The 19540-nt window shown below is 74.0% G+C and carries 15 protein-coding genes; 6 read left to right on the forward strand and 9 right to left on the reverse strand.

All coding sequences use genetic code 11. From position 1 onward, the window contains the following. Positions 1–66: 66 nt before the first annotated feature. From ABZ495_RS04030 to ybaK, 3 genes are read left to right on the forward strand one after another with little or no spacing between them, the layout of a single operon-like run. On the forward strand, positions 67–1683 hold the full coding sequence (locus tag ABZ495_RS04030) for an oxidoreductase (RefSeq protein ID WP_359834315.1): 1617 nt from the start codon (positions 67–69) through the stop codon (positions 1681–1683). Positions 1684–1725: 42 nt separating this feature from the next. Further along, entirely contained in the window at positions 1726–2454 is a 729-nt protein-coding gene (locus tag ABZ495_RS04035; RefSeq protein ID WP_329487230.1) for an LON peptidase substrate-binding domain-containing protein, read from the forward strand. 32 nt (positions 2455–2486) lie between these two features. Then, a complete protein-coding gene (gene ybaK / locus ABZ495_RS04040; RefSeq protein WP_329487231.1) occupies positions 2487–2981 on the forward strand; it encodes a Cys-tRNA(Pro) deacylase in 495 nt (164 codons plus the stop codon). Positions 2982–3035: 54 nt separating this feature from the next. Here the strand turns inward: ybaK and ABZ495_RS04045 are convergent, their stop codons facing one another. The 6 genes from ABZ495_RS04045 to ABZ495_RS04070 form a co-directional block, all read right to left on the reverse strand. After that, positions 3036–3869, reverse strand: coding sequence for a hypothetical protein (locus tag ABZ495_RS04045; protein ID WP_359834316.1), 834 nt, complete (start codon positions 3867–3869; stop codon positions 3036–3038). A gap of 163 nt (positions 3870–4032) precedes the next feature. Next, on the reverse strand, positions 4033–4845 hold the full coding sequence (locus ABZ495_RS04050; RefSeq protein ID WP_329487233.1) for an ABC transporter permease: 813 nt from the start codon (positions 4843–4845) through the stop codon (positions 4033–4035). Then, the gene (locus ABZ495_RS04055; RefSeq protein WP_359802497.1) at positions 4842–5843 is read right to left on the reverse strand and encodes an ABC transporter ATP-binding protein; all 1002 of its coding nucleotides are present in this window, start codon (positions 5841–5843) and stop codon (positions 4842–4844) included. Before ABZ495_RS04055 ends, ABZ495_RS04050 begins: the two co-directional genes overlap by 4 nt. Positions 5844–5992: 149 nt before the next feature. Beyond that, on the reverse strand, positions 5993–7198 hold the full coding sequence (locus ABZ495_RS04060; protein WP_359834318.1) for an NYN domain-containing protein: 1206 nt from the start codon (positions 7196–7198) through the stop codon (positions 5993–5995). Positions 7199–7507: 309 nt separating this feature from the next. Further along, on the reverse strand, positions 7508–8554 hold the full coding sequence (locus tag ABZ495_RS04065; protein ID WP_359834319.1) for an aspartate-semialdehyde dehydrogenase: 1047 nt from the start codon (positions 8552–8554) through the stop codon (positions 7508–7510). 158 nt (positions 8555–8712) lie between these two features. After that, positions 8713–9612: a dihydrodipicolinate synthase family protein gene (locus ABZ495_RS04070; RefSeq protein ID WP_359802503.1), complete on the reverse strand. Its 900-nt coding sequence runs from the start codon at positions 9610–9612 to the stop codon at positions 8713–8715. 72 nt (positions 9613–9684) lie between these two features. Between ABZ495_RS04070 and ABZ495_RS04075 the strand changes: the two genes are divergently transcribed. Continuing rightward, entirely contained in the window at positions 9685–10575 is an 891-nt protein-coding gene (locus tag ABZ495_RS04075) for a LysR substrate-binding domain-containing protein (protein ID WP_352287160.1), read from the forward strand. A gap of 31 nt (positions 10576–10606) precedes the next feature. On the opposite strand, the gene dnaE is transcribed toward ABZ495_RS04075, so the two are convergent. Continuing rightward, positions 10607–14140 carry a DNA polymerase III subunit alpha gene (gene dnaE, locus ABZ495_RS04080; RefSeq protein ID WP_359802506.1) on the reverse strand — a complete coding sequence of 1178 codons (3534 nt, stop codon included), beginning with the start codon at positions 14138–14140 and terminating at the stop codon, positions 10607–10609. A gap of 187 nt (positions 14141–14327) precedes the next feature. Between dnaE and ABZ495_RS04085 the strand changes: the two genes are divergently transcribed. Further along, positions 14328–15656 carry a DUF2252 domain-containing protein gene (locus ABZ495_RS04085; RefSeq protein ID WP_352287155.1) on the forward strand — a complete coding sequence of 443 codons (1329 nt, stop codon included), beginning with the start codon at positions 14328–14330 and terminating at the stop codon, positions 15654–15656. A gap of 2 nt (positions 15657–15658) precedes the next feature. Here ABZ495_RS04085 and ABZ495_RS04090 read toward each other — a convergent pair whose 3' ends face one another. Continuing rightward, the gene (locus tag ABZ495_RS04090) at positions 15659–16882 is read right to left on the reverse strand and encodes a hypothetical protein (protein ID WP_359834321.1); all 1224 of its coding nucleotides are present in this window, start codon (positions 16880–16882) and stop codon (positions 15659–15661) included. A gap of 191 nt (positions 16883–17073) precedes the next feature. Beyond that, a complete protein-coding gene (locus tag ABZ495_RS04095) occupies positions 17074–17664 on the reverse strand; it encodes a dienelactone hydrolase family protein (protein ID WP_359802518.1) in 591 nt (196 codons plus the stop codon). 190 nt (positions 17665–17854) lie between these two features. Here ABZ495_RS04095 and ABZ495_RS04100 point away from each other — a divergent pair, with 190 nt between their 5' ends. After that, positions 17855–19489, forward strand: coding sequence for an alkaline phosphatase D family protein (locus ABZ495_RS04100; RefSeq protein WP_359834396.1), 1635 nt, complete (start codon positions 17855–17857; stop codon positions 19487–19489). Positions 19490–19540 lie beyond the last annotated feature (51 nt).

Below are 19540 nucleotides of genomic sequence, written 5' to 3' on the forward strand. Positions count from 1 at the left end.
AACCGGCGGCCCCGCATTTCAGTCCGTGATACGAAAGGCGAGACGACCGGGGGAGACGGGGGAACGATGGCGGAGCGTGCGCCGGACGACTGGACGCGGACCGAGCAGGGGCTCTGGGAGGCGTTCCGCCAGGGCGAGGTGTACGACCTGCGGGCCCGCGGCGCCGAACCGGCGAACGGCGCCGGCGGCCGGACCGGCACCCCGCTGGACGACCCCTTCGGCGACGCGCCCTGGGGCCCCGGGCGCACCGTCCGCGCCGAGGTCCTGGCCCACCTGCTGCTGGACGGCCCGCCGGCCGCCCCCGGCCGGGTCGCCTCGCTCAAGCTGACCGGCGCCCGGGTCACCGGCCCGCTGGTGCTGGCCGGCGGCACCATCGGCCACTACGTCGAGGTGCACGACTGCCGCTTCGAGCGGAAGGTCCTGGTGTCCGAGGCCGACGCCGGCACCCTGCGCTTCGTCAGCTGCGCGATCCCCCGGCTGGAGGCCTCCCGCCTGACCACCTCCGGCGACCTGCACCTGGCCCGCTGCCGAATACCGGGCGGCGTCCGGCTCACCGACTCCCGGATCGGCACCGACCTGCTGCTCAACCAGGCCGTCCTCGGCGGCGACCGGTTCGGCCGGGCGCTGTCCGCCGACGGCCTGGCCGTCAGCCAGGACTTCGAGGCGGACCGGCTGGAGTCGCGCGGCGAGGTCAGCCTGCGCTCCGCCCGGATCGGCGGCCGGCTCTCGCTGCGCGGCGCCCAGCTGTACGCCGTCCCGGAGAACCCGAACGCCCTCAACGCCGTCCGGGTCACCGTCGGCCACACCCTGTACCTCAGCGGCTCGGCGGACGGCGGCTGGTCCTCCTCCGGCTCGTACTACGGCTCCGGCTACGGCCAGGTCGTCACGGCCGGCGTGGCCGGCACGCCGTTCCGCGCGCACGGCGCCGTCCGGCTCTCGGACAGCCGCTTCGACAACGCCTGCCTGATCTCCGACGCCGAGTTCCGCCTGGGCACGGACGACGAGCTGGCGCTGCGCCGGATCCAGACGCCCGAGCTGCGCTTCACCTGCCGCACCCCGCCCACCGGCAAGGTCTCGCTCTCGCGCGCCCGGGTGGGCAACCTGGTCGACGCCCCGGACTCCTGGCCGCACGGCAGGCACCTCGGCCTCACCGGCTTCACCTACGAGTGCCTGCGCCCGGCCGCGCCCTTCACCGTCCCGCAGCGGATCGCCTGGCTGGAGGGCTCCTCGGTGGAGTTCCAGCCCGAGTCCTACGAGCAGCTGGCCGCCGCCCTGCGCCGCGACGGCGCCGACGACGACGCCCGCGAGGTGCTGTACGCCAAGCAGCGCCGCCGCCGGCAGACCCTGCCGCTGCCGGCCCGGCTCTGGGGCCGGGTCCAGGACGTCACCGTCGGCTACGGCTTCCGCCCCGGCCGGGCCGCGCTCTGGCTGCTGCTCGCCTGGGCGCTCGGCAGCGGCTACTTCGCCGCCCACCGGCTCCAGCCGCTCAAGGCCGACGAGAGCCCGCACTGGAACCCGGTGCTGTACGCGCTCGGCCAGCTGCTGCCGGTCGTCGACCTCGGTCAGCAGGGCTGGAACCCCGGCGGGTTCAGCCAGTGGGTGGCCTCCGGGCTGGTGATCGTCGGCTGGATCCTCGCCACCACGGTCGCCGCGGGCGCGACCCGGATGCTCCAGCGCGGATAACCCGGGCGCGAGGCGGCCGTCCGGGGAACTACGCTGTCGGCCGTGACAGAACGGCTGCCGCTCTTCCCGCTGAACACCGTGCTCTACCCGGGCCTGGTGATGCCCCTGAACATCTTCGAGGAGCGTTACCGCCGTCTGGTCGCCGACCTGCTCGCCCTCCCCGAGGACCAGCCGCGGCGGTTCGGCGTGCTCGCCATCAAGGACGGCCGCGAGGTCGCGCCGGTCCGGCCCGAGGAGGGCCCGGCCGGTCCGCTGGACGGCCTGGGCACCGTCACCGGGGACCCTCTGGAGGCGCTGTACCACGTCGGCTGCGTGGCCGACGTCGCCTCGGCCCAGGAGCAGCCGGACGGCCGGTACGAGCTGCTGGTCACCGGGACCACCCGGTTCCGGCTGCGCTCGGTGGACACCGGCGGCGCGTACCTGAACGGCGAGATCGAGACGCTCGAGGAGCTGCCCGGCGAGGGCGCCGGGGCACTGGCCTCCGGCGTCGAGCGGGCGTTCCGGGCGTACCAGAAGCGGCTGGCCGGCGCCCGCGAGGCCAGCACGGTCGGCCGCCAGGAGCTGCCGGACGACCCGCAGGTGCTCTCCTACCTGGTGGCCGCGGCCTCGGTGTTCGGGACGCCGGTCAAGCAGGAGCTGCTGGCCTGCCCCGACACCGCCCGGCGGCTGACCTCCGAGCTGGAGCTGCTGCGCCGCGAGACGGCGGTGCTCAGCTGGCTGCCGTCGCTGCCCGCGGTCGATCTGACCCGGCAGTCGTTCAGTCCCAACTGACCACGCCCACTCACGCGTTCGAAGAGGTCCCGATGGCCAGGAAGCCGAAGAAGGCCGGCGGGGGAACGCCCGCCACCGTCGCCCTGGAGAACGCCGCGGTGGCGTTCACCGTGCACTCCTACCCGCACGATCCGGCCGCCGCCTCCTACGGCGGCGAGGCCGCCGAGGTGCTCGGCGTGCCGCCCGAGCGGGTCTTCAAGACCCTGGTCGCCGATGTCGACGGGGTGCTCACGGTGGGCGTCGTCCCGGTCGCGGGCCGGCTGGACCTCAAGGCGCTCGCCACCGCCGTCGGCGGCAAGCGGGCCGCGATGGCGGACCCGGCGGCCGCCGAGCGCAGCAGCGGCTACGTCCTCGGCGGGATCTCCCCGCTCGGTCAGCGCCGCCCGCTGCGCACCGTGGTGGACGACAGCGCGCTCGCCCACGCCACGGTGTACGTCTCGGCCGGCCGGCGCGGGCTGGAGGTCGAGCTGGCCCCGGCCGACCTGGTCGGCGTCACCGGCGCGCTGACCGCCCCGATCGGCCGCTGACCGCCGGGGCGCACCGGGCGGGTCCGGCGAAGGCCGCCCCCGCCCGGTGTGCCGTCACGGCGTGCGGCCCTGCGGCGGCTGGTCCTGCGACGGCCGGCCCTGCGGCGTGCGGTCGCCCGGGTGCTCCCCCGCCGGGCCCGGGTGGAACGGCCCGCCGGGCAGCGGACCGGCCGCGCCGGGCGGCCCGGCCACCGGCCGCTGCGGGTCGTACGGGCCCGCCCAGTACGGCGGCGGGTCCTCCTCGCGCTTGCCGAAGGCGGCCGAGAGCGCCAGCAGCACCACCATCGCGGCCATCGGCCAGGCCAGCAGCGCGCCGTAGGCCCCGAGGTCGATGTCCGCGTCGAAGTGGCCGCCGTTGCCGACCCGCCGCGCCTCGGCGACGAGGTCGCTCGCCGGGCCGAGCCGCCGGCCCAGGCCCCAGGCGCCCACCGAGGCCAGCAGGCCGCCGACCGCGAGGCCGGTCGCCACCGCGATCCCGCCGCCGCGCCGCCGGGTGAACAGGAAGGCGCCGAGCGCGGTCACGATGCCCATGCCCAGCCCGATCAGCACGAAGACGCTGTCCGCCCCGGCCCGCTGCTCGCCCTCCGGGTCGCCGTAGAGGATCTTGTTGCCGTCGACCACCAGTGGCACCTTCGGCGCCAGCCAGGCCCAGAGCACCGCCATCAGCAGACCCAGCGCCAGACAGGCCAGCACCGTGACCGCACCGACCTTCAGCTCGGGCAGCAGCCGCTCCAGCGGCGCCCGCCGGTCCGCGGCCCGCACGACGGCCTGGTCCACGGGCGGCGGCGCGTACGGGTCCCGGCCGGCGGCCGGACCAGGGGCGGTGGCGTCCGCGTCGGTGCCCGCGGCGGCACGCAGGGGGTCCGGAGGTGTGTTCGGTACGGTCACGGGCCCCATCGTTTCACGACCGCCGCCCGAACGGACCCGCCACCCGTACCGGCCCGCGCCCGGAGCCCGCCCGGCCTGGCGCGGCGGGACCGTCGCACGGGCCCGGGGCTTGCCCGGCACCTCCCGCCGCCCGCCGGTGCGACGCGAATCGATCGGAGAAGCCCTAGCGGGTGGTGGCCCGCCGGTACGCCCAGGTGGCCACCGCGAGCGACGCCACGCCGACCCCGGCGCAGACCGCCAGGTCGCCCGCCACCGCCGCCCAGTCCGGGTCGGCCGCGAAGGTCCGGGCGAACGCCTCCACGCCGTACGTGGAGGGCAGCAGCTCGCGCAGCCAGAGCACCGGCTGCGGCAGGTTGTCCACCGGGAGCACGCCCAGCAGCAGCGCCGCCGACATGCCGAGCTGCCCCAGCATGGTGGCGATCTCCTGCTTGGGCGCCAGCAGCCCGCAGGCCGCGCCCAGCCCGGAGAGCGCCGCCCCGGCCAGCGGCACCACCGCGAGCAGCACCCAGAGCTGCCCCATCGGCAGCCCGAACATCCAGGCCCCGGCGACGGCCGTCACCAGGGTGCCCGGCAGCGTGAAGGAGGCGTACGCGGCGGCCGCGCCGAGGACCACCGAGGCCGCCGGGACGGGCAGCGTCGCGTAGTGGTCGAGGCCGCCGGTGGCCCGCAGCCGGCCGAAGTACTGGGCCAGCAGGTTGAGCGCGACGAAGGCCACCACCAGCACGCTGGAGCCGGCCACCACCGACCGCGCGGCCGAGGTCTGCCCCGGGTCGACGACGCCCCGCATCATCACCAGGATGCCGAGCGACTGGAAGGTCGCCACGAACAGCAGCGGAATGCGGGCCACCTTGGCCCGGGCCAGCTGCGCCCGGTAGACGGCGGCCAGCGCGGGCAGCAGCCGGGCGGCGGGGGCCAGCGGGGCGGGCCCGCCGGCCAGGGCCCCGGCGGTCTGCGGCGGCACCGAGAGCAGCGTCACTTGGCCAGTCCTCCATGGCGGCCGCCCAGCTTGAGGTAGGCGTCCTCAAGGCTCGGGGTGGCCAGGGTGAAGTCGTCCAGCGCGGCGAAGGCCGGGCCGGTGGTGACGGCGGCGACCAGTTCGCGGGCCCGCTCGGGGCTGGTGCGCACGGTCCAGCGCCGGCCGGTGCGCTCGGCCCGCTCGGCGAGCGCGGCGACGGCGGGCACCGCCATCGGTGCCTCGTCCCGCCAGACCAGGTCCAGCCGGACGTCACCGTCCACCAGTGCCTTGAGTCCGCCGGGGGTGTCGCAGGCGATCACCCGGCCCTCGTCCACGACCGCGACGCGGTCCAGCACGGTCTCGGCCTCGATGACGTTGTGGGTGACCAGCAGCACGGTGGTCCGCCGTTCGGCGCGCCGGCGGTCGACGGCGCTCCAGACCGCGCGGCGGGCGACCGGGTCCATGCCGGTGGTCGGCTCGTCCAGCACCAGCAGCGGCCGCTCCCCCACCAGCGCGGCGGCGAAGCAGGCGAGGCGGCGCTGGCCGCCGGAGAGCTTGGCGAGCGGCCGGTGGGCGAGCGGTTCCAGGGCGAGTTCGGTCAGCACGTCGGCGGCCTCGGCCCGGGCCCGGGCCCGGCTGAGGCCGCGCAGCCGGCCGGTGGTCTCGGCGGCGAGCGCGACGGTCAGCTCGTCCAGCGCGCTGGACTCCTGGCCGAGGTAGCCCAGCAGGCGGGCGGCCCGCTCGGGGTGGCGGACGACGTCGTGGCCGAGCAGCTCGATGGAGCCCGAGTCGGGCCGCAGCAGGCCGGTGAGCTGGCGGACCAGCGTGGACTTGCCGGCTCCGTTCGGCCCCAGCAGCCCGAAGATCTCGCCCTGCCGGACGGTCAGGCTGATGCCGTCGTTGGCCCGGATCCCACCGGCGGCCCCGGTGCCGCGTCCGGCGCGGTAGGTCTTGACCAGGTCGCGTACGGCACAGCACGGCGAGGCCTCCCCGGGTGCCCGCCCGGCCGTCTCGCTCATCCGCCCGCCTCGCTCCACCGAGCGGTCGCACCACGGATCGCGTCCCTGTCGACGCTCCGCTCCTTGCCCTCGCTCACGAGCGAAGACTCTACGCGGTGGACGCGGTCGGCCGGACAAGGGGGCCCGGCCGCCCGGGGCGGCGGGGCGGGTCAGTCGTCGACGACGAGGTCCCCGCCCGGCACCCGGCCGGCGAGCTCCTTCCAGAATCCCGCCCGGATGGCGTACCGGTCGTGCTCGTCGATCTGGTCGTCCTTGTGCGCGAGCAGCCCGAACCGGGCCGCGTAGCGGAGCAGCTCGCCGTCGACCCGGTGCGGGATGCGCGGGTAGTCGGGCCAGAGCACGGTGAGCCGTTCGACGTCGCCGAGCCGCTCCGTCCAGCGGCGGGCGAACACCTGGCCGACCTCGTGGGCGTCCCCGCCGATGGTGGTGATGTCCTCCTCGCGGTCGGCCCAGCGCTGCTCGGCGGTGGTCAGCTGGGCCAGCGTGGGCAGGCCGTCCCCGGCGGTGACGGGCTGTTCGGCGGCGGGCCGCTCGACCCAGCCCCGGTCCGACGACCAGCGCAGCACCGGGCCGGTGGGGTGCCCCGCCGTCGCCGGCAGCTGGGGGGTGCGCCCGGCGAGGTCCTTGGGCGTCGGCACGACCTTCAGCGCGGTGGCCGTCCCGGTGGCGCGCCCGTTCGCCACCGGCACCTGCTCGGCCGCGGGGACGGCGGCGGGCCGGGCGGCGGACGCGACGGCGGCGGGCGGGGCGGCCAGGATCTTGGCGATCTCGTGGCGCGGCCCGGGGGCGGGAAAGGCGGTGGCGGTGTCGCGCAGGGTGAACGAGCCCTCGATCCACTCCCGGTCGAGCACCCGCCGCTCGTCCGCCTCGCCGACCAGGTCCTCGGACTGGTTGAAGTCGCCGTCGGCGGCCTGCAGCGCCCAGAGGTGCACGACCACGCCGTGCTCCTTGGCGGACATCATGCCGGGCAGCAGGTCCCCGTCGCCGGTGATCAGCACGACGTCCGCGCAGGCCCGGTTGCGGGCGAGCTCGGAGAGCTCGGCGTGCATCGCGGCGTCCACGCCCTTCTGCACCCAGCGGCCCTCCGCCCTGGTCAGGGCGCCCAGCCGGACGGTGACCCGCGGCAGGACCCGGAGCCGGCGGTGCTCGGGCATCGGGCGGCGGTCGGGGGCGGCGTCGAACCAGTAGATCCGCAGCAGCGGCAGCCCGGTCTCGGCCTCGGCGCGCTCGCGCAGCGCGGTGATGAGCGCGGTGTGGTCGACACTGACCCGGGAACGGCTCGGGTCGCCGGCGAGCAGGCTGGCGGCGGCGCCCAGCAGGTAACCGGCGTCCACCAGGACGACACAGCGGTCCATCGCGCACCTCTTTTCGCTCGCCCTCGGGGATCCGGCGGCGCCGGTGTGCGGCGCTGCCGGGTGGGCGCGGTCGGCCCGGCGCTCGGGCCCGTGGGGTGAGGGTGCCCGTGGCCGCCCGATCGTTGGGTCACCTTTACCCCTGGTTCGCCCGCCGAATCTCGGCGGATGTCGCGGTCCGGCAACATCCGGCGGCGGTGCGGCCGGGGCGCGGGCGAGGTGCGCGCGAGGTGCGGCCGGGGCGCGGGCGAGGGCCGGGAACGCGCGGCGGGCCCCGTCCGAGGACGGGGCCCGCCGCGTGCGACCGCGTGCTCAGCCCTTGAGCTCGGCGGCGACGAGTTCGGCCAGCTGGACGGCGTTGAGCGCGGCGCCCTTGCGCAGGTTGTCGTTGGAGACGAACAGCGACAACCCGTTCTCCACCGTCTCGTCGACGCGGACGCGGCCGACGAAGCTCGGGTCCTTGCCCGCGGCCTGGAGCGGGGTGGGGATCTCGCTCAGCTCGACGCCGGGGGCGGCGGCGAGCAGCTCGACGGCGCGCTCGGGGCTGATCGGGCGCTCGAAGCGGGCGTTGATCTGCAGCGAGTGGCCGGAGAAGACCGGGACGCGCACGCAGGTACCGGCCACCTTCAGCCCGGGGATGCCGAGGATCTTGCGGCTCTCGTGGCGGAGCTTCTGCTCCTCGTCGGTCTCGTTGGAGCCGTCCTCGACGATGGAGCCGGCCAGCGGCAGCACGTTGAAGGCGATCGGGCGCTTGTAGACCTTGGGCTCGGGGAACTCGACCGCGGAGCCGTCGTGGGCGAGCGCCGAGGCGCCGTCGACGACCTTGGCGGCCTGGTCCTGGAGCTCGGCCACCCCGGCCACGCCGCTGCCCGAGACGGCCTGGTAGGTGGAGACGACCAGCGCGGCGAGGCCGGCCTCGTCGTGCAGCGGGCGCAGCACCGGCATGGCCGCCATGGTGGTGCAGTTCGGGTTGGCGATGATGCCCTTGGGGCGGTTCGCGATGGCGTCGGGGTTGACCTCGGAGACGACCAGCGGGACGTCGGGGTCACGGCGCCAGGCCGAGGAGTTGTCGATCACGACGGCGCCGGCCGCGGCCGCCTTGGGGGCGAGTTCCCTGGAGGTGGAGCCGCCCGCCGAGAAGATCACGATGTCCAGGCCGGTGTAGTCGGCCGTGGCCGCGTCCTCGACGGTGATGTCGGTGCCCTGCCAGGGCAGCGTGCGCCCGGCCGAACGGGCCGAGGCGAACAGCCGCAGCTGCTCCACCGGACCCACGCCTCCGGGAAGTCCTGCGCGCTCCGCCAGGATCTCGCGGACCACGCCGCCGACCTGGCCGGTGGCCCCGACAATGCCGATCTTCATTCCGAGTACTCCTCTTGATGGTGCTGGTCACAGCCGCCCTCCGCCCATCATGCCTTGTGACCCGGGCGGGGCGACCTGGTATTCCACGGTGTGAGAGCCCGGCCCCGGTCCGGTAGGTCCCGCCGGGCGCCGATCCGGCCGGATCGGCCCGGGCCGGACTAGTGGTCCAGACCGGTGGCGAGTGCGAGCGCCACCGCCACCTCGTCCGCCCCCGCCGGCAGCAGCGGCAGCCGGACGTCCGGGGTGGGGATCCGGCCCTGCGCGTGCAGCACGCCCTTGACCACCGCGGGGTTGGGCGCGGCGAAGGCGGCCGTCGCCAACGCGGTCAGCCGGTGCCCCAGGGCCCGCGCCCGCGGTACGTCTCCGCGCTCCCAGGCGTCGGTCAGCTCGACGAACCGGGCGGTGGCCAGGTGGGCCGAGGCCGGGATGCCGCCGGCGCCGCCGAGCGCCAGCACCGGCGCGAGGAAGGCGTCCTCGCCGGACAGCACCGCGAACCCGTCCGGGGCCTGCGCGAGCAGCTCGACGGCCGCCTGGTCCAGCCCGCCGGTCGCGTACTTGACGCCGACCACGCCGTCGATCGCGGCGAGTTCGAGCAGCGCGCCGGCCGACAGCTGCTGCCCGGTCCGGTACGGGATGTGGTAGACGACCAGCGGCACCGCGCTCGCCGCGGCCAGCGCCCGGAAGTGCGCGACCGTCCCGGCCTCGCCCGGGCGGACGAAGGCCGGGACGGTGACCAGCGCGGCCGCCGCCCCCGGCACCCGCGCGCCCAGCCCGGCCAGCTCCTCGGCGGCGGCCCGGGTGTCGGCCCCGCCCGCTCCGACCACCAGCTGGGCGCCGCGATCGGCGCAGACGGCCGCGCAGACGTCGACCACCGCGCGCCGCTCGGCCGCGTCCAGCGTGGCCGGTTCGCCGGTGGTGCCGAGCGCGACCAGCCCGGCCGCGCCGTCGTCCAGCAGCGAACCGGCCAGCTTCTCCAGTGCGTCCAGCGCCACCGAGCCGTCCTCGGCGAACGGGGTGACCAGCGGGACGTAGATGCCCTTGAGAACCGTGTGTTCCATGGCCACGATCCTGCGGCCCGGTCATCACTCAGGTCCAGTTCACATTTCTGACGCTTCTCGTAAGCTGGGCCGATGCTCGATGTCCGACGCCTGCGCCTGCTGCGCGAACTCGCCCACCTCGGCACCATCGCCGCCGTCGCCGAGTCGCTCTCGTTCAGCCCTTCGGCGGTCTCCCAGCAGCTGTCCGTCCTGGAGAAGGAGGCCGGTGTCCCGCTGCTGGAGCGCACCGGGCGGCGGGTCGCGCTGACCCCGGCCGGGCTGGGCCTGGTCCGGCACGCCGAGGCGGTGCTGGCACGGCTGGAACAGGCCGGCGCCGAACTCGCCCACGCCAGGGAGGGGCTGGCCGGTCCCCTGCGGATCGGCACCTATCCTTCGGCGGCCCGGGCGGTGATCCCGGCGGTGCTCGCCGAGCTGTCCGGCTGGCACCCGGGGCTGGAGCCGATGGTGGCGGAGGTGGACCCGGCGGACGTGGCGGCGGCGCTGCGCGCGGGCGAGCTGGACGTCGCGCTGGTGCACGAGTACGACCTGGTGCCGACCGACCCGGAGCCCGGCCTGGCGGTGACCCGCCCGGTGTTCACCGAGCCGATGTATTTGGCGGCCCGGGCGGCCGGCACCGTCGCCGAGCAGCGCGCCGCGCCCTGGATCATGGCGCCGCGCGGCACGCTCTGCCACAGCATGGCCGTCCGGGCCTGCGAGAGCGCCGGCTTCGCCCCCCGGATCCGGCACCAGATCGACGACTTCGCGACGGTGCTGGCCCTGGTGGCGGCCGGCCAGGGGGTGGCGCTGGTCCCGCAGCTGGGCACGGAGCGGACCCCGCCCGGGGTGGTGCTGACCCGGCTGCCGATGTACCGCCGGACCCGCGCCGCCTTCCGGGCGGGCGCGGGCTCGCACCCGGCGATCTCGGCCTTCGTCTCGGCCCTGCACACCGCCGTCCCGCCCGCCCTCGGCGGCGCGGTGCTCTGAGCTCGCCCCGGGGCGTCTCCCGGGGCCGGTCTCAGTTCGCCAGGCAGCTCGGCCCGAGCAGCTGCTTGAGGTCCCCGAACAGCGCCGGGTCGGACTTCACCCGGTGCCGGTCCAGCCGCAGCACCGTGGTGGTGCCGCCGCGCCGGAGGTGGACGTGCACCTCGGTGGTCCCCTTGTGGTGGGCCAGTACCTCGCCGAGCCGGGTCACCACCTGCGGGTTGAGCCGGCTCTCCGCGATGGTGAGGGTGATCGGGAGCTGGGCGGCGACGTTCGACAGGTCCGGCACCGACAGCTCCATCCCCATCAGCCGCGGCACGTCCTCCCGCTTGTCCAGCTTGCCGCGGACGAACACCACGGAGTCCTCGACGAGTTGCGAGGAGACCAGCTGGTAGCTGGCGGGGAAGAACATGCAGTCGATCGAGCCCGCCAGGTCCTCGACGGTGGCGATCGCCCAGGCGTTGCCCTGCTTGGTCATCTTCCGCTGGAGGCCCGAGATGATGCCGCCGATGGTGACGATCGAGCCGTCCGGCCGCTCCGCGAGGTCGGCCACCGCGCAGTCCGCCCTGTCGGCGAGGAGGTGCTCGATGCCGTGCAGCGGGTGCGAGGAGACGTAGAGGCCGAGCATCTCCCGCTCCTGGGTGAGCAGGAAGGCCTTGTCCCACTCCTCCTCGGAGAAGACCACGTCCAGCCCGAAGCTCGGCTCGTCGGCGACCGCGTCGCCTCCGAACAGGTCGAACTGGCCCTCCGCCTCCTTGCGCTTGACCCCGACCACGTTGTCGATCATCGGCTCGAACTCCGCGGTCAGCCCCTTGCGGGTGTGCCCGAGCGAGTCGAACGCGCCCGCCTTGATGAGCGATTCGACGGTCCGCTTGTTGCAGACCACCGACTCCACCTTCTCCAGGAAGTCGGGGAAGGAGGTGAACTTCCCCTTCGCCTTCCGGGTGCGGATCATCGACTCCACCACCGGCCCGCCGACGTTGCGGATGGCGGTGAGACCGAACCGGACGAGGGTGTCCCCGTGCGGGGTGAAGTCGGAGTCGGACTCGTTGACGTCCGGCGGGAGCACCTGGATGCCCATCTTCCGGCACTCGTTGAGGTAGACCGCCGACTTGTCCTTGTCGTCCTTCACCGAGGTCAGCAGCCCGGACATGTACTCGGCCGGGTAGTTGGCCTTGAGGTACGCCGTCCAGTACGAGACCAGCCCGTACCCGGCGGTGTGCGCCTTGTTGAAGGCGTAGCCGGAGAAGGGGACGAGGACGTCCCACACCGCCTGGATCGCCGCGTCCGAGTAGCCGCGCTCGCGGCAGCCCCGCTGGAACGGGACGAACTCGGCCTCCAGGATCTCCTTCTTCTTCTTGCCCATCGCGCGGCGCAGCAGGTCGGCCTGGCCGAGCGAGTAGCCGGCCAGGATCTGGGCGGCCTTCTGCACCTGCTCCTGGTAGACGATCAGGCCGTACGTCGGCTTGAGGATCTCCTCCAGGGGCTTCTCCAGCTCCGGGTGGATCGGGGTGATCTCCTGCTGGCCGTTCTTGCGCAGCGCGTAGTTGGTGTGCGAGTTGACGCCCATCGGGCCCGGTCGGTACAGCGCGAGGACGGCGGAGATGTCCTCGAAGTTGTCGGGCTTCATCAGGCGCAGCAGCGAGCGCATCGGCCCGCCGTCGAGCTGGAAGACGCCGAGCGTGTCGCCGCGGGCCAGCAGCTCGTAGGCGGGCTTGTCGTCCAGGGGCAGGTCGAGCAGGTTGATCCTGACGCCCTTGTTCCGCTCGATCGCCTTGACGGCATCGTCCATGATCGTCAGGTTGCGCAGGCCGAGGAAGTCCATCTTGAGAAGGCCGAGGCCCTCGCAGGTGGGGTAGTCGAACTGCGTGATGGTGACGCCGTCGGTGTGCCGGGTCCAGACCGGGATGTGGTCGGTGAGCGGCTCGGCGGACATGATGACGCCGGCCGCGTGCACCCCGGGCTGGCGGATCAGGCCCTCGATGCCGCGCGCGGTGTCGATCACCTTGCGGACGTCCGGGTCGTTCTCGTACAGCCCGCGGATCTCGCCGGCCTCGCCGTAGCGCGGGTGCGAGGGGTCGGTGATGCCGGAGAGCGGGATGCCCTTGCCCATGACGTCCGGCGGCATCGCCTTGGTGATCCGGTCGCCCATCGCGTACGGGTAGCCGAGGACGCGCGAGGAGTCCTTGATGGCGGCCTTCGCCTTGATGGTGCCGTACGTGACGATCATGGCGACCTTGTCGGAGCCCCACTTGTCCGTCACGTACCGGATCACGTCACCGCGCCGGCGCTCGTCGAAGTCGATGTCGACGTCGGGCATGGAGACGCGCTCGGGGTTGAGGAAGCGCTCGAAGATCAGGCCGTGCGGGATCGGGTCGAGGTCGGTGATGCCCATCGCGTAGGCGACCAGCGAGCCGGCCGCCGAGCCGCGGCCCGGCCCCACCGCGATGCCCTGCTCCTTGGCCCACATGATGAAGTCGGCGACCACCAGGAAGTACGCCGGGAACCCCATCTGGATGATGGTGTCCATCTCGTACTCGGCGAGCTTCTTGTGCTCCTCGTCGTACCCGCCCGGGAAGCGCCGGTCCATGCCCTGCCAGACCTGGGCCTTGAAGAAGTCCGCCTCCGACGCGAAGCCCGCCGGGATCGGGAAGCGCGGCATCAGGTTCTTGAACTCGAACATGCCCTCGGTGTCGACCCGCGAGGCGACCAGCAGCTGGCTGTTGCGGCAGCCCTCCTGCCAGGCGTCCGAGGAGTCCAGCGCGTACATCTCGGCGGCCGACTTGATGTAGTAGCCGGTGCCGTCGAAGCGGAAGCGGTCCGGGTCCGAGAGGTTCTTGCCGGTCTGGACGCAGAGCAGCAGGTCGTGCGCGCCGGCGTCGGACTCGGTGGTGTAGTGCGAGTCGTTGGTGACCACCGGCGGGATGTCCAGCTTCCGGCCGATCTCCAGCAGCCCGTCGCGGACCCGCTTCTCGATGTCCAGGCCGTGGTCCATCAGCTCCAGGAAGTAGTTCTCCCGGCCGAAGATCTCCCGGTAGTCGGCGGCGGACCGGAGCGCCTCGTCGAACTGGCCGAGCCGCAGCCTGGTCTGCACCTCGCCGGAAGGGCAGCCGGTGGTGGCCATCAGGCCGGCCGCGTGCTCGGCGATGATCTCCTTGTCCATCCGGGGCCACTTCACCAGCCAGCCCTCGGCGTAGGAGCGCGAGGTCAGCTTGAAGAGGTTGTGCAGGCCCTGCTTGTTGCGGGCCCAGATGGTCTTGTGGGTGTAGGCCCCGGACGCCGAGACGTCGTCCCGCTTCTGGTGCGGCTGCCCCCAGAGGACGCGCTTGGTGTTGGTGCGCGACTCGGGCGCGACGTACGCCTCGATGCCGATCACCGGCGTGATCCCGGCGGCGGTGGCCTGCTTGTGGAACTCCGCCGCGCCGTACATGTTGCCGTGGTCGGTCATCGCGACATGGGTCTGGCCCAGCCGCTCGACCTCCTTGAAGAGCTGCTTCAGCCGGGCGGCGCCGTCCAGCATCGAGTACTCGGTGTGGACGTGCAGGTGCGCGTACGGCTGGTCGCTCAAGGCGGGGCCTCCGGAGGCTGGTGCTGTCTGGCTGGCCGGCGAACGCACAGGTCACGGAGGTGCCTGGAAACAGCTGTGGTCCGAGCCGCCATCGGGGCCCGGACCAGCTCTCACACGTTCACGGTCCTACTCTAGCCTCCGGCCCCAGAAGTGCCCGGCCGCCCACCACGCCGCAAAGGACCCTTCCATGTCCCACCCGCAGCCCATCGCCGACCACCGCGCCGAGACCGTCCTGAGCGTCTTCGACACGGCCTTCGGCGACCTGCTCGCCAAGGACCCGGCGGCGTTCCGGGTGAAGTTCCGGAAGATGGCCGCCTCGGCGTTCGCCTTCTACCGCGGCACCGCCGGGCTCTACTACGCCGACCTCGCCGACGGCCCGTTCGCCGGGTACGGCGCCACCTTCCTGGACGAGCGCACCAGCCGGGTCTGGATCCACGGGGACCTGCACGCCGAGAACTTCGGCACCTACCTGAACGCCGAGGGCCGGCTGGTCTTCAACGTCAACGACTTCGACGAGGCCTACGTCGGCGCCTTCACCTGGGACGTCCAGCGCCTCGCCGCCTCGCTGGCCCTGATCGGCTACGCCAAGGCACTGTCCGACACCACGATCACCCAGCTGGTCACAGCCTTCGCCACCGCCTACCGGGCCCAGATCGCCGCCCACGTCTCCTCCGGCGACGCCGACCCCTTCACCCTGGACACCGCCACCGGCCCGATCCTGGACACCCTGCGCCGGGCCCGGCTGCAGACCCGGGTCGCGCTGCTCGACGGCGACACCGTCGTCGAGGGCTACGAGCGCCGCTTCCGCCTCGGCGGCGGCGCGATCGAGCTGGACGAAGCGACCCGCGCCGAGGTGCTCGCCGCCTTCGAGGCGTACGTCGCCACCCTGCCGCCCGCCTCCCGCACCCGGCCGGAGTCGCTGAAGGTCAAGGACGTCGTCGGCCGCCGCGGCATCGGCATCGGCAGCGCCGGCCTGCCCTCCTACAACCTGCTGCTGGAGGGGCACACCGACGCGCTGGAGAACGACGTCGTCATCTACATGAAGCAGGGCCAGACCCCGGCCGTGTCGCGGCACGTCACCGACCCGGCGATCGCCGGGTACTTCGAGCACGAGGGCCACCGCACGGTCATCTCCCAGCGCGCCCTCCAGGCGCACAGCGACCCGTGGCTCGGCCACACCACCCTGCGCGGGCGCGGCCAGCTGGTCGCCGAGGTCTCCCCCTACACCACCGACCTCGACTGGACCGACCTCAACGAGCTGTCCGACCTGCTCGCCGTCACCGAGTACCTCGGCCGCGCCACCGCCACCATGCACGCGGCCGCCGACGAGTCCTCCAGCGGCCACACCCTGGTGCCGTTCTCCACCGAGCACGCCATCGACGCCGCCATCACCCGCGACGAGGCCGGCTTCACGGCGATGCTGGTCGACTTCGCGCACGCCTACGGGGCGCAGGCCCGCCAGGACCACCAGCTCTTCGTCGACCTCTACCGCAACGGCCGCATCCCCGGCCTGTAGGACTACCCGGCCAGGGCCGCCAGCCGCTCCCCGGCGGCGGCCCTGACCTCCACCTCCTCCATCGGGTCGTCCCGCAGGTAGGCCAGCCGCTCCCGCACCTCCGGGCCGTCCGGCGCGTGCCCGACGGCCAGCAGCCGCGCCGCCGCCTCGCAGTCCCGGAGCGACTCGGTGTACACCGCGCCCAGCCCGGCCGGGCCGATCGCGGCCAGCGCCTCCAGGTAGGCGGCCCGCTCGTACGAGTGCGGCGTCCACAGCCAGAACCGGCGCAGCAGCGAGACGGCGTCCCGGGCCTGCGCCGGCCCGAACCGGGCGAGCGCCTTGGCCTGTCTCCTCGGCCCGCACCAGTGCCGCCGCACCCAGTGCCGTTCCAGCTCCGCCACCAGCACCGGGACGTCCTCGGCCGCCCCGTACTCGGCCAGTACCCACTGCCCCTGCGCCCGCAGCCAGTCCGGCTCCGTGACCGCGGCCCACTCCCGCGCGGCGGGCACCGCCCGGGCGCCGAGCTTCTCCAGCACCCCGGTCAGTGGCCACAGCACGTACCTGCCGTCCGCCGTCCCCAGCGACGGCACCAGCGGAAGCACCCCGGGCTCCGGCCCCCGGTCGTCGAGCACGTCCAGCGCGGCGGTCCGGCGCTCCTGCGACTCGGCCGGATCCGCCAGCAGCTCCAGCAGCTCCGCGTTCCCCGTCCTCGCCAACGGCTTCGCCTCCCGGGGCCCGTGCACCGGCCCCGGCCCCGGCCGGACCCACCCCCAACGCGTCCACGGCTCGCCCCACCGGTCCGCCGGATCCCGCCGCGCCCGTTCCCCGGCCGTCTCCGCCAGGTCCTCCCACCACTCCACCGGCCACCGGTCCGCCATCGCCTCCAGCACCGGCGCCCAGTGCCGCCCCACCCGCACATACGCCCGCAGCGCCTCCCGGGCCTGCGCCGACCCGTCGAGCGCCAGCAGCACCAGCACCGCGCCGGCCCGCTCACAGGCGTCCTCGTCCCCCGCCAGCAGCTCGACCACCGGCCCGACCGGCAGCGCGAGGTCCCTGACCAGTCGTGCCAGGTAGAGCGCCCGCTGATCGACGGGCTCCCATCGCCAGTCCCACCGCACGCACCCGTACACCAGCTCGGCGGCCGCCGCCGGGTCCTCCTCGGCCATCCGCGCCCCGAGCCCCCGGCCCCGCTGCAACAGCCCCGGCAGCGTCGCCGCCGGTGCGTACTCGTATCTCCGCTGTGTCACCCCGCCATCCTCCCCCAGCTCCCGCCGAGGACGGTTTCCGACCTACATCCCCGCTGGCGTCGCCGAGTTCGCGCGCGGCCTGCTGCGCGGCGCAGCGCCGGTGCCGGTACCAGCGCCGGTGCCGTAGCAGCTGAGCCAGGCTCGATACACAGGAAGTCGGCCGGGCCGACTTCCTGTGCACGGGGCGCGTCTCAGGCCGCCTGGTCGTCCAGCTCGGCGAGGAAGTCCAGGGCCACCGCCCAGGTCCGCTCGGCCGCCTCGGCGTCGTAGTCGGGCAGCTCGGGGTCGGTGTAGACGTGACCGGCGCCCCGGTAGCGGTGGACCTCGACGTCGGCGCCGGCCCGGCGCAGCTGCAGGTACCAGGCGTTCAGCCAGTCCTCGGACTCGAACGGGTCCGGCTCGGCCACGTGCAGCTGGACGGGGATCGAGGTCGCCGCGTCCTCCCGGATGTCCGAGGTGCCGTGCAGCAGGAGCAGGCCGAGCGCCTTCTCGTCGGCCAGCGCGAGGTTCTGGGCGAGCGAGCCGCCGAGCGAGAGGCCCGCGTAGACGAGCGAGGCTCCCGACCCCAGCAGCGGGGCGGCGGCGCCGACGGCCCGGCGCAGCAGCTCGTCACTGCCGAGCTCCTCCTTGTACGCCATGCCCTCCTCGACGTCGTCGAAGGTCTTCCCGTCGAACAGGTCCGGGGTGTGCACGGTGTGCCCGGCGGCGCGCAGCCGGTCGGCGGCGTCGTGGACGGCGGGGCGCAGTCCGTAGACGGAGTGGAGGAGCAGGATCTGGGCCACGGTCGGACTTCCTTGCAGGGCGGGCGGAGACTCCCCCCATCATCGCTCATGGCCACCGGGTGGCCTCGCGCCCGCGCGGCGGTGGCGGAGGCCACGCGTCGGTGAAGCGGCGACGAACAGTCAGTCCGACCTATGGAGCGGCGCGTTACCGACCGGTAGCCTGTCCGCCGTGACTGACCTTGTCGATGACATGACCGCTGCCCGCACGCACCGCCGCCAGGTGCTGAAGGCCACCGCGATCGTGGCGGGCGCCGCCGCCCTGCCGCTCGCCCTCGGCTCCGCGGCCTCGGCCGCGACCGCCCCGCAGTTCCTGCACGGCGTCGCCTCCGGCGACCCGCTCCCCGACGGCATCCTGCTCTGGACCCGGGTCACCCCGACCCCCGACGCCGTTCCCGGCTCCGCCACGGGCCCGGCCACCGAGGTCCGCTGGGAGCTCGCCACCGACAAGGGCTTCACCCGGATCGCGGCGAGCGGCACGGTGACCGCCACCGCCGCCTCCGACCACACCGTCAAGGCCGACGTCCGCGGCCTGACCCCGGACACCCTCTACTGGTACCGCTTCACCGCCGGCGCCGCCGTCTCCCCGGTCGGCCGCACCCACACCACCCCGGCCGCCGACGCCGCCCTCTCCCGTCTGCGCCTGGGCGTCGCGTCCTGCGCCAACTGGGAGGCCGGCTACTTCTCCGCCTACCGCCACCTCGCCGCCCGCGGCGACCTGGACGCCTTCCTCTTCCTCGGCGACTACATCTACGAGTACAAGACCGGCGAGTTCTGCGCCCGCGGCTCGGTCGTGCGCCCGCACGCCCCCACCCACGAGATCCTCACCCTCGCCGACTACCGGACCAGGCACGGCCGCTACAAGACCGACGAGGACCTCCAGGGGCTGCACGCGCAGGTCCCGACCATCGCGATCTGGGACGACCACGAGTTCGCCAACGACGCCTGGTCCGGCGGCGCCGAGAACCACACCCCCGGCACCGAGGGCGACTGGGCCGACCGGATGGCCGCCGCCAAGCAGGCCTACTTCGAGTGGATGCCGGTCCGCCCGTCGATCGCCGGCACCACCTACCGCCGCCTGCGCTACGGCAAGCTCGCCGACTTCCACCTGATGGACCAGCGCTCGTTCCGCTCGGAGCAGGTGAAGGTCGGCAACGGCGACGTCGACTCGGCCGACCGCAGCATCACCGGTCGCGCCCAGATGGACTGGCTGAAGGCCGGGCTCACCGCCTCCGACACCACCTGGCGGCTGATCGGCAATGAGGTGATGATCTCCCCGGTCGCCTTCTTCTCGCTGCCGGACTACCTGCTGCGCCCGCTGGCCAAGCTGCTCGGCCTGCCGGGCGAGGGCCTCGCGGTCAACACCGACCAGTGGGACGGCTACACCCACGACCGCCGCGAGCTGCTCGGCCACCTCAAGACGAACGGCATCACCAACACCGTCTTCCTGACCGGTGACATCCACTCCGCCTGGGCGTCGGACGTCCCCAACGAGGCCGCCACCTACCCGCTCTCGGGCAGCGCGGCCACCGAGTTCGTGGTGACCTCGGTGACGTCGGACAACATCGACGACGTCCTCAAGGTCGCCCCGCAGACCCTCTCGCTGGTGGCGGCCGCGGCGATCAAGTCGGCCAACCCGCACGTCAAGTGGGTCGACCTGGACTCGCACGGCTACGGCGTCCTGGACATCACCCCGAGCCAGACCCAGATGGACTACTACGTCCTCTCCGACCGCACCCGCAAGGACGCCACCACCAAGTGGACGCGCTCCTACCGCACCCGGTCCGGCACCCAGCAGATCGAGCGGGTCTACTCTCCCGTCAAGTAGGCCGCGCCCCGGAGGGGGTACGCCACCCAGGCGCACCCCCTCCGCAGACGC

This window comes from Kitasatospora sp. NPDC005748 (assembly GCF_040630735.1).
Taxonomy (GTDB): domain Bacteria; phylum Actinomycetota; class Actinomycetes; order Streptomycetales; family Streptomycetaceae; genus Kitasatospora.

What these genes read in the sequence shown, in the direction of transcription:
- ABZ495_RS04030 (WP_359834315.1), top strand. Translation starts at nt 67, where the DNA reads ATGGCGGAGCGTGCGCCGGACGACTGGACGCGGACCGAGCAGGGGCTC.
- ABZ495_RS04075 (WP_352287160.1), top strand. Translation starts at nt 9,685, where the DNA reads ATGCTCGATGTCCGACGCCTGCGCCTGCTGCGCGAACTCGCCCACCTC.
- ABZ495_RS04070 (WP_359802503.1), bottom strand. Translation starts at nt 9,612, where the DNA reads ATGGAACACACGGTTCTCAAGGGCATCTACGTCCCGCTGGTCACCCCG.
- ybaK (WP_329487231.1), top strand. Translation starts at nt 2,487, where the DNA reads ATGGCCAGGAAGCCGAAGAAGGCCGGCGGGGGAACGCCCGCCACCGTC.
- ABZ495_RS04055 (WP_359802497.1), bottom strand. Translation starts at nt 5,843, where the DNA reads ATGAGCGAGACGGCCGGGCGGGCACCCGGGGAGGCCTCGCCGTGCTGT.
- ABZ495_RS04085 (WP_352287155.1), top strand. Translation starts at nt 14,328, where the DNA reads ATGTCCCACCCGCAGCCCATCGCCGACCACCGCGCCGAGACCGTCCTG.
- ABZ495_RS04065 (WP_359834319.1), bottom strand. Translation starts at nt 8,554, where the DNA reads ATGAAGATCGGCATTGTCGGGGCCACCGGCCAGGTCGGCGGCGTGGTC.
- ABZ495_RS04060 (WP_359834318.1), bottom strand. Translation starts at nt 7,198, where the DNA reads ATGGACCGCTGTGTCGTCCTGGTGGACGCCGGTTACCTGCTGGGCGCC.
- ABZ495_RS04100 (WP_359834396.1), top strand. Translation starts at nt 17,855, where the DNA reads ATGACCGCTGCCCGCACGCACCGCCGCCAGGTGCTGAAGGCCACCGCG.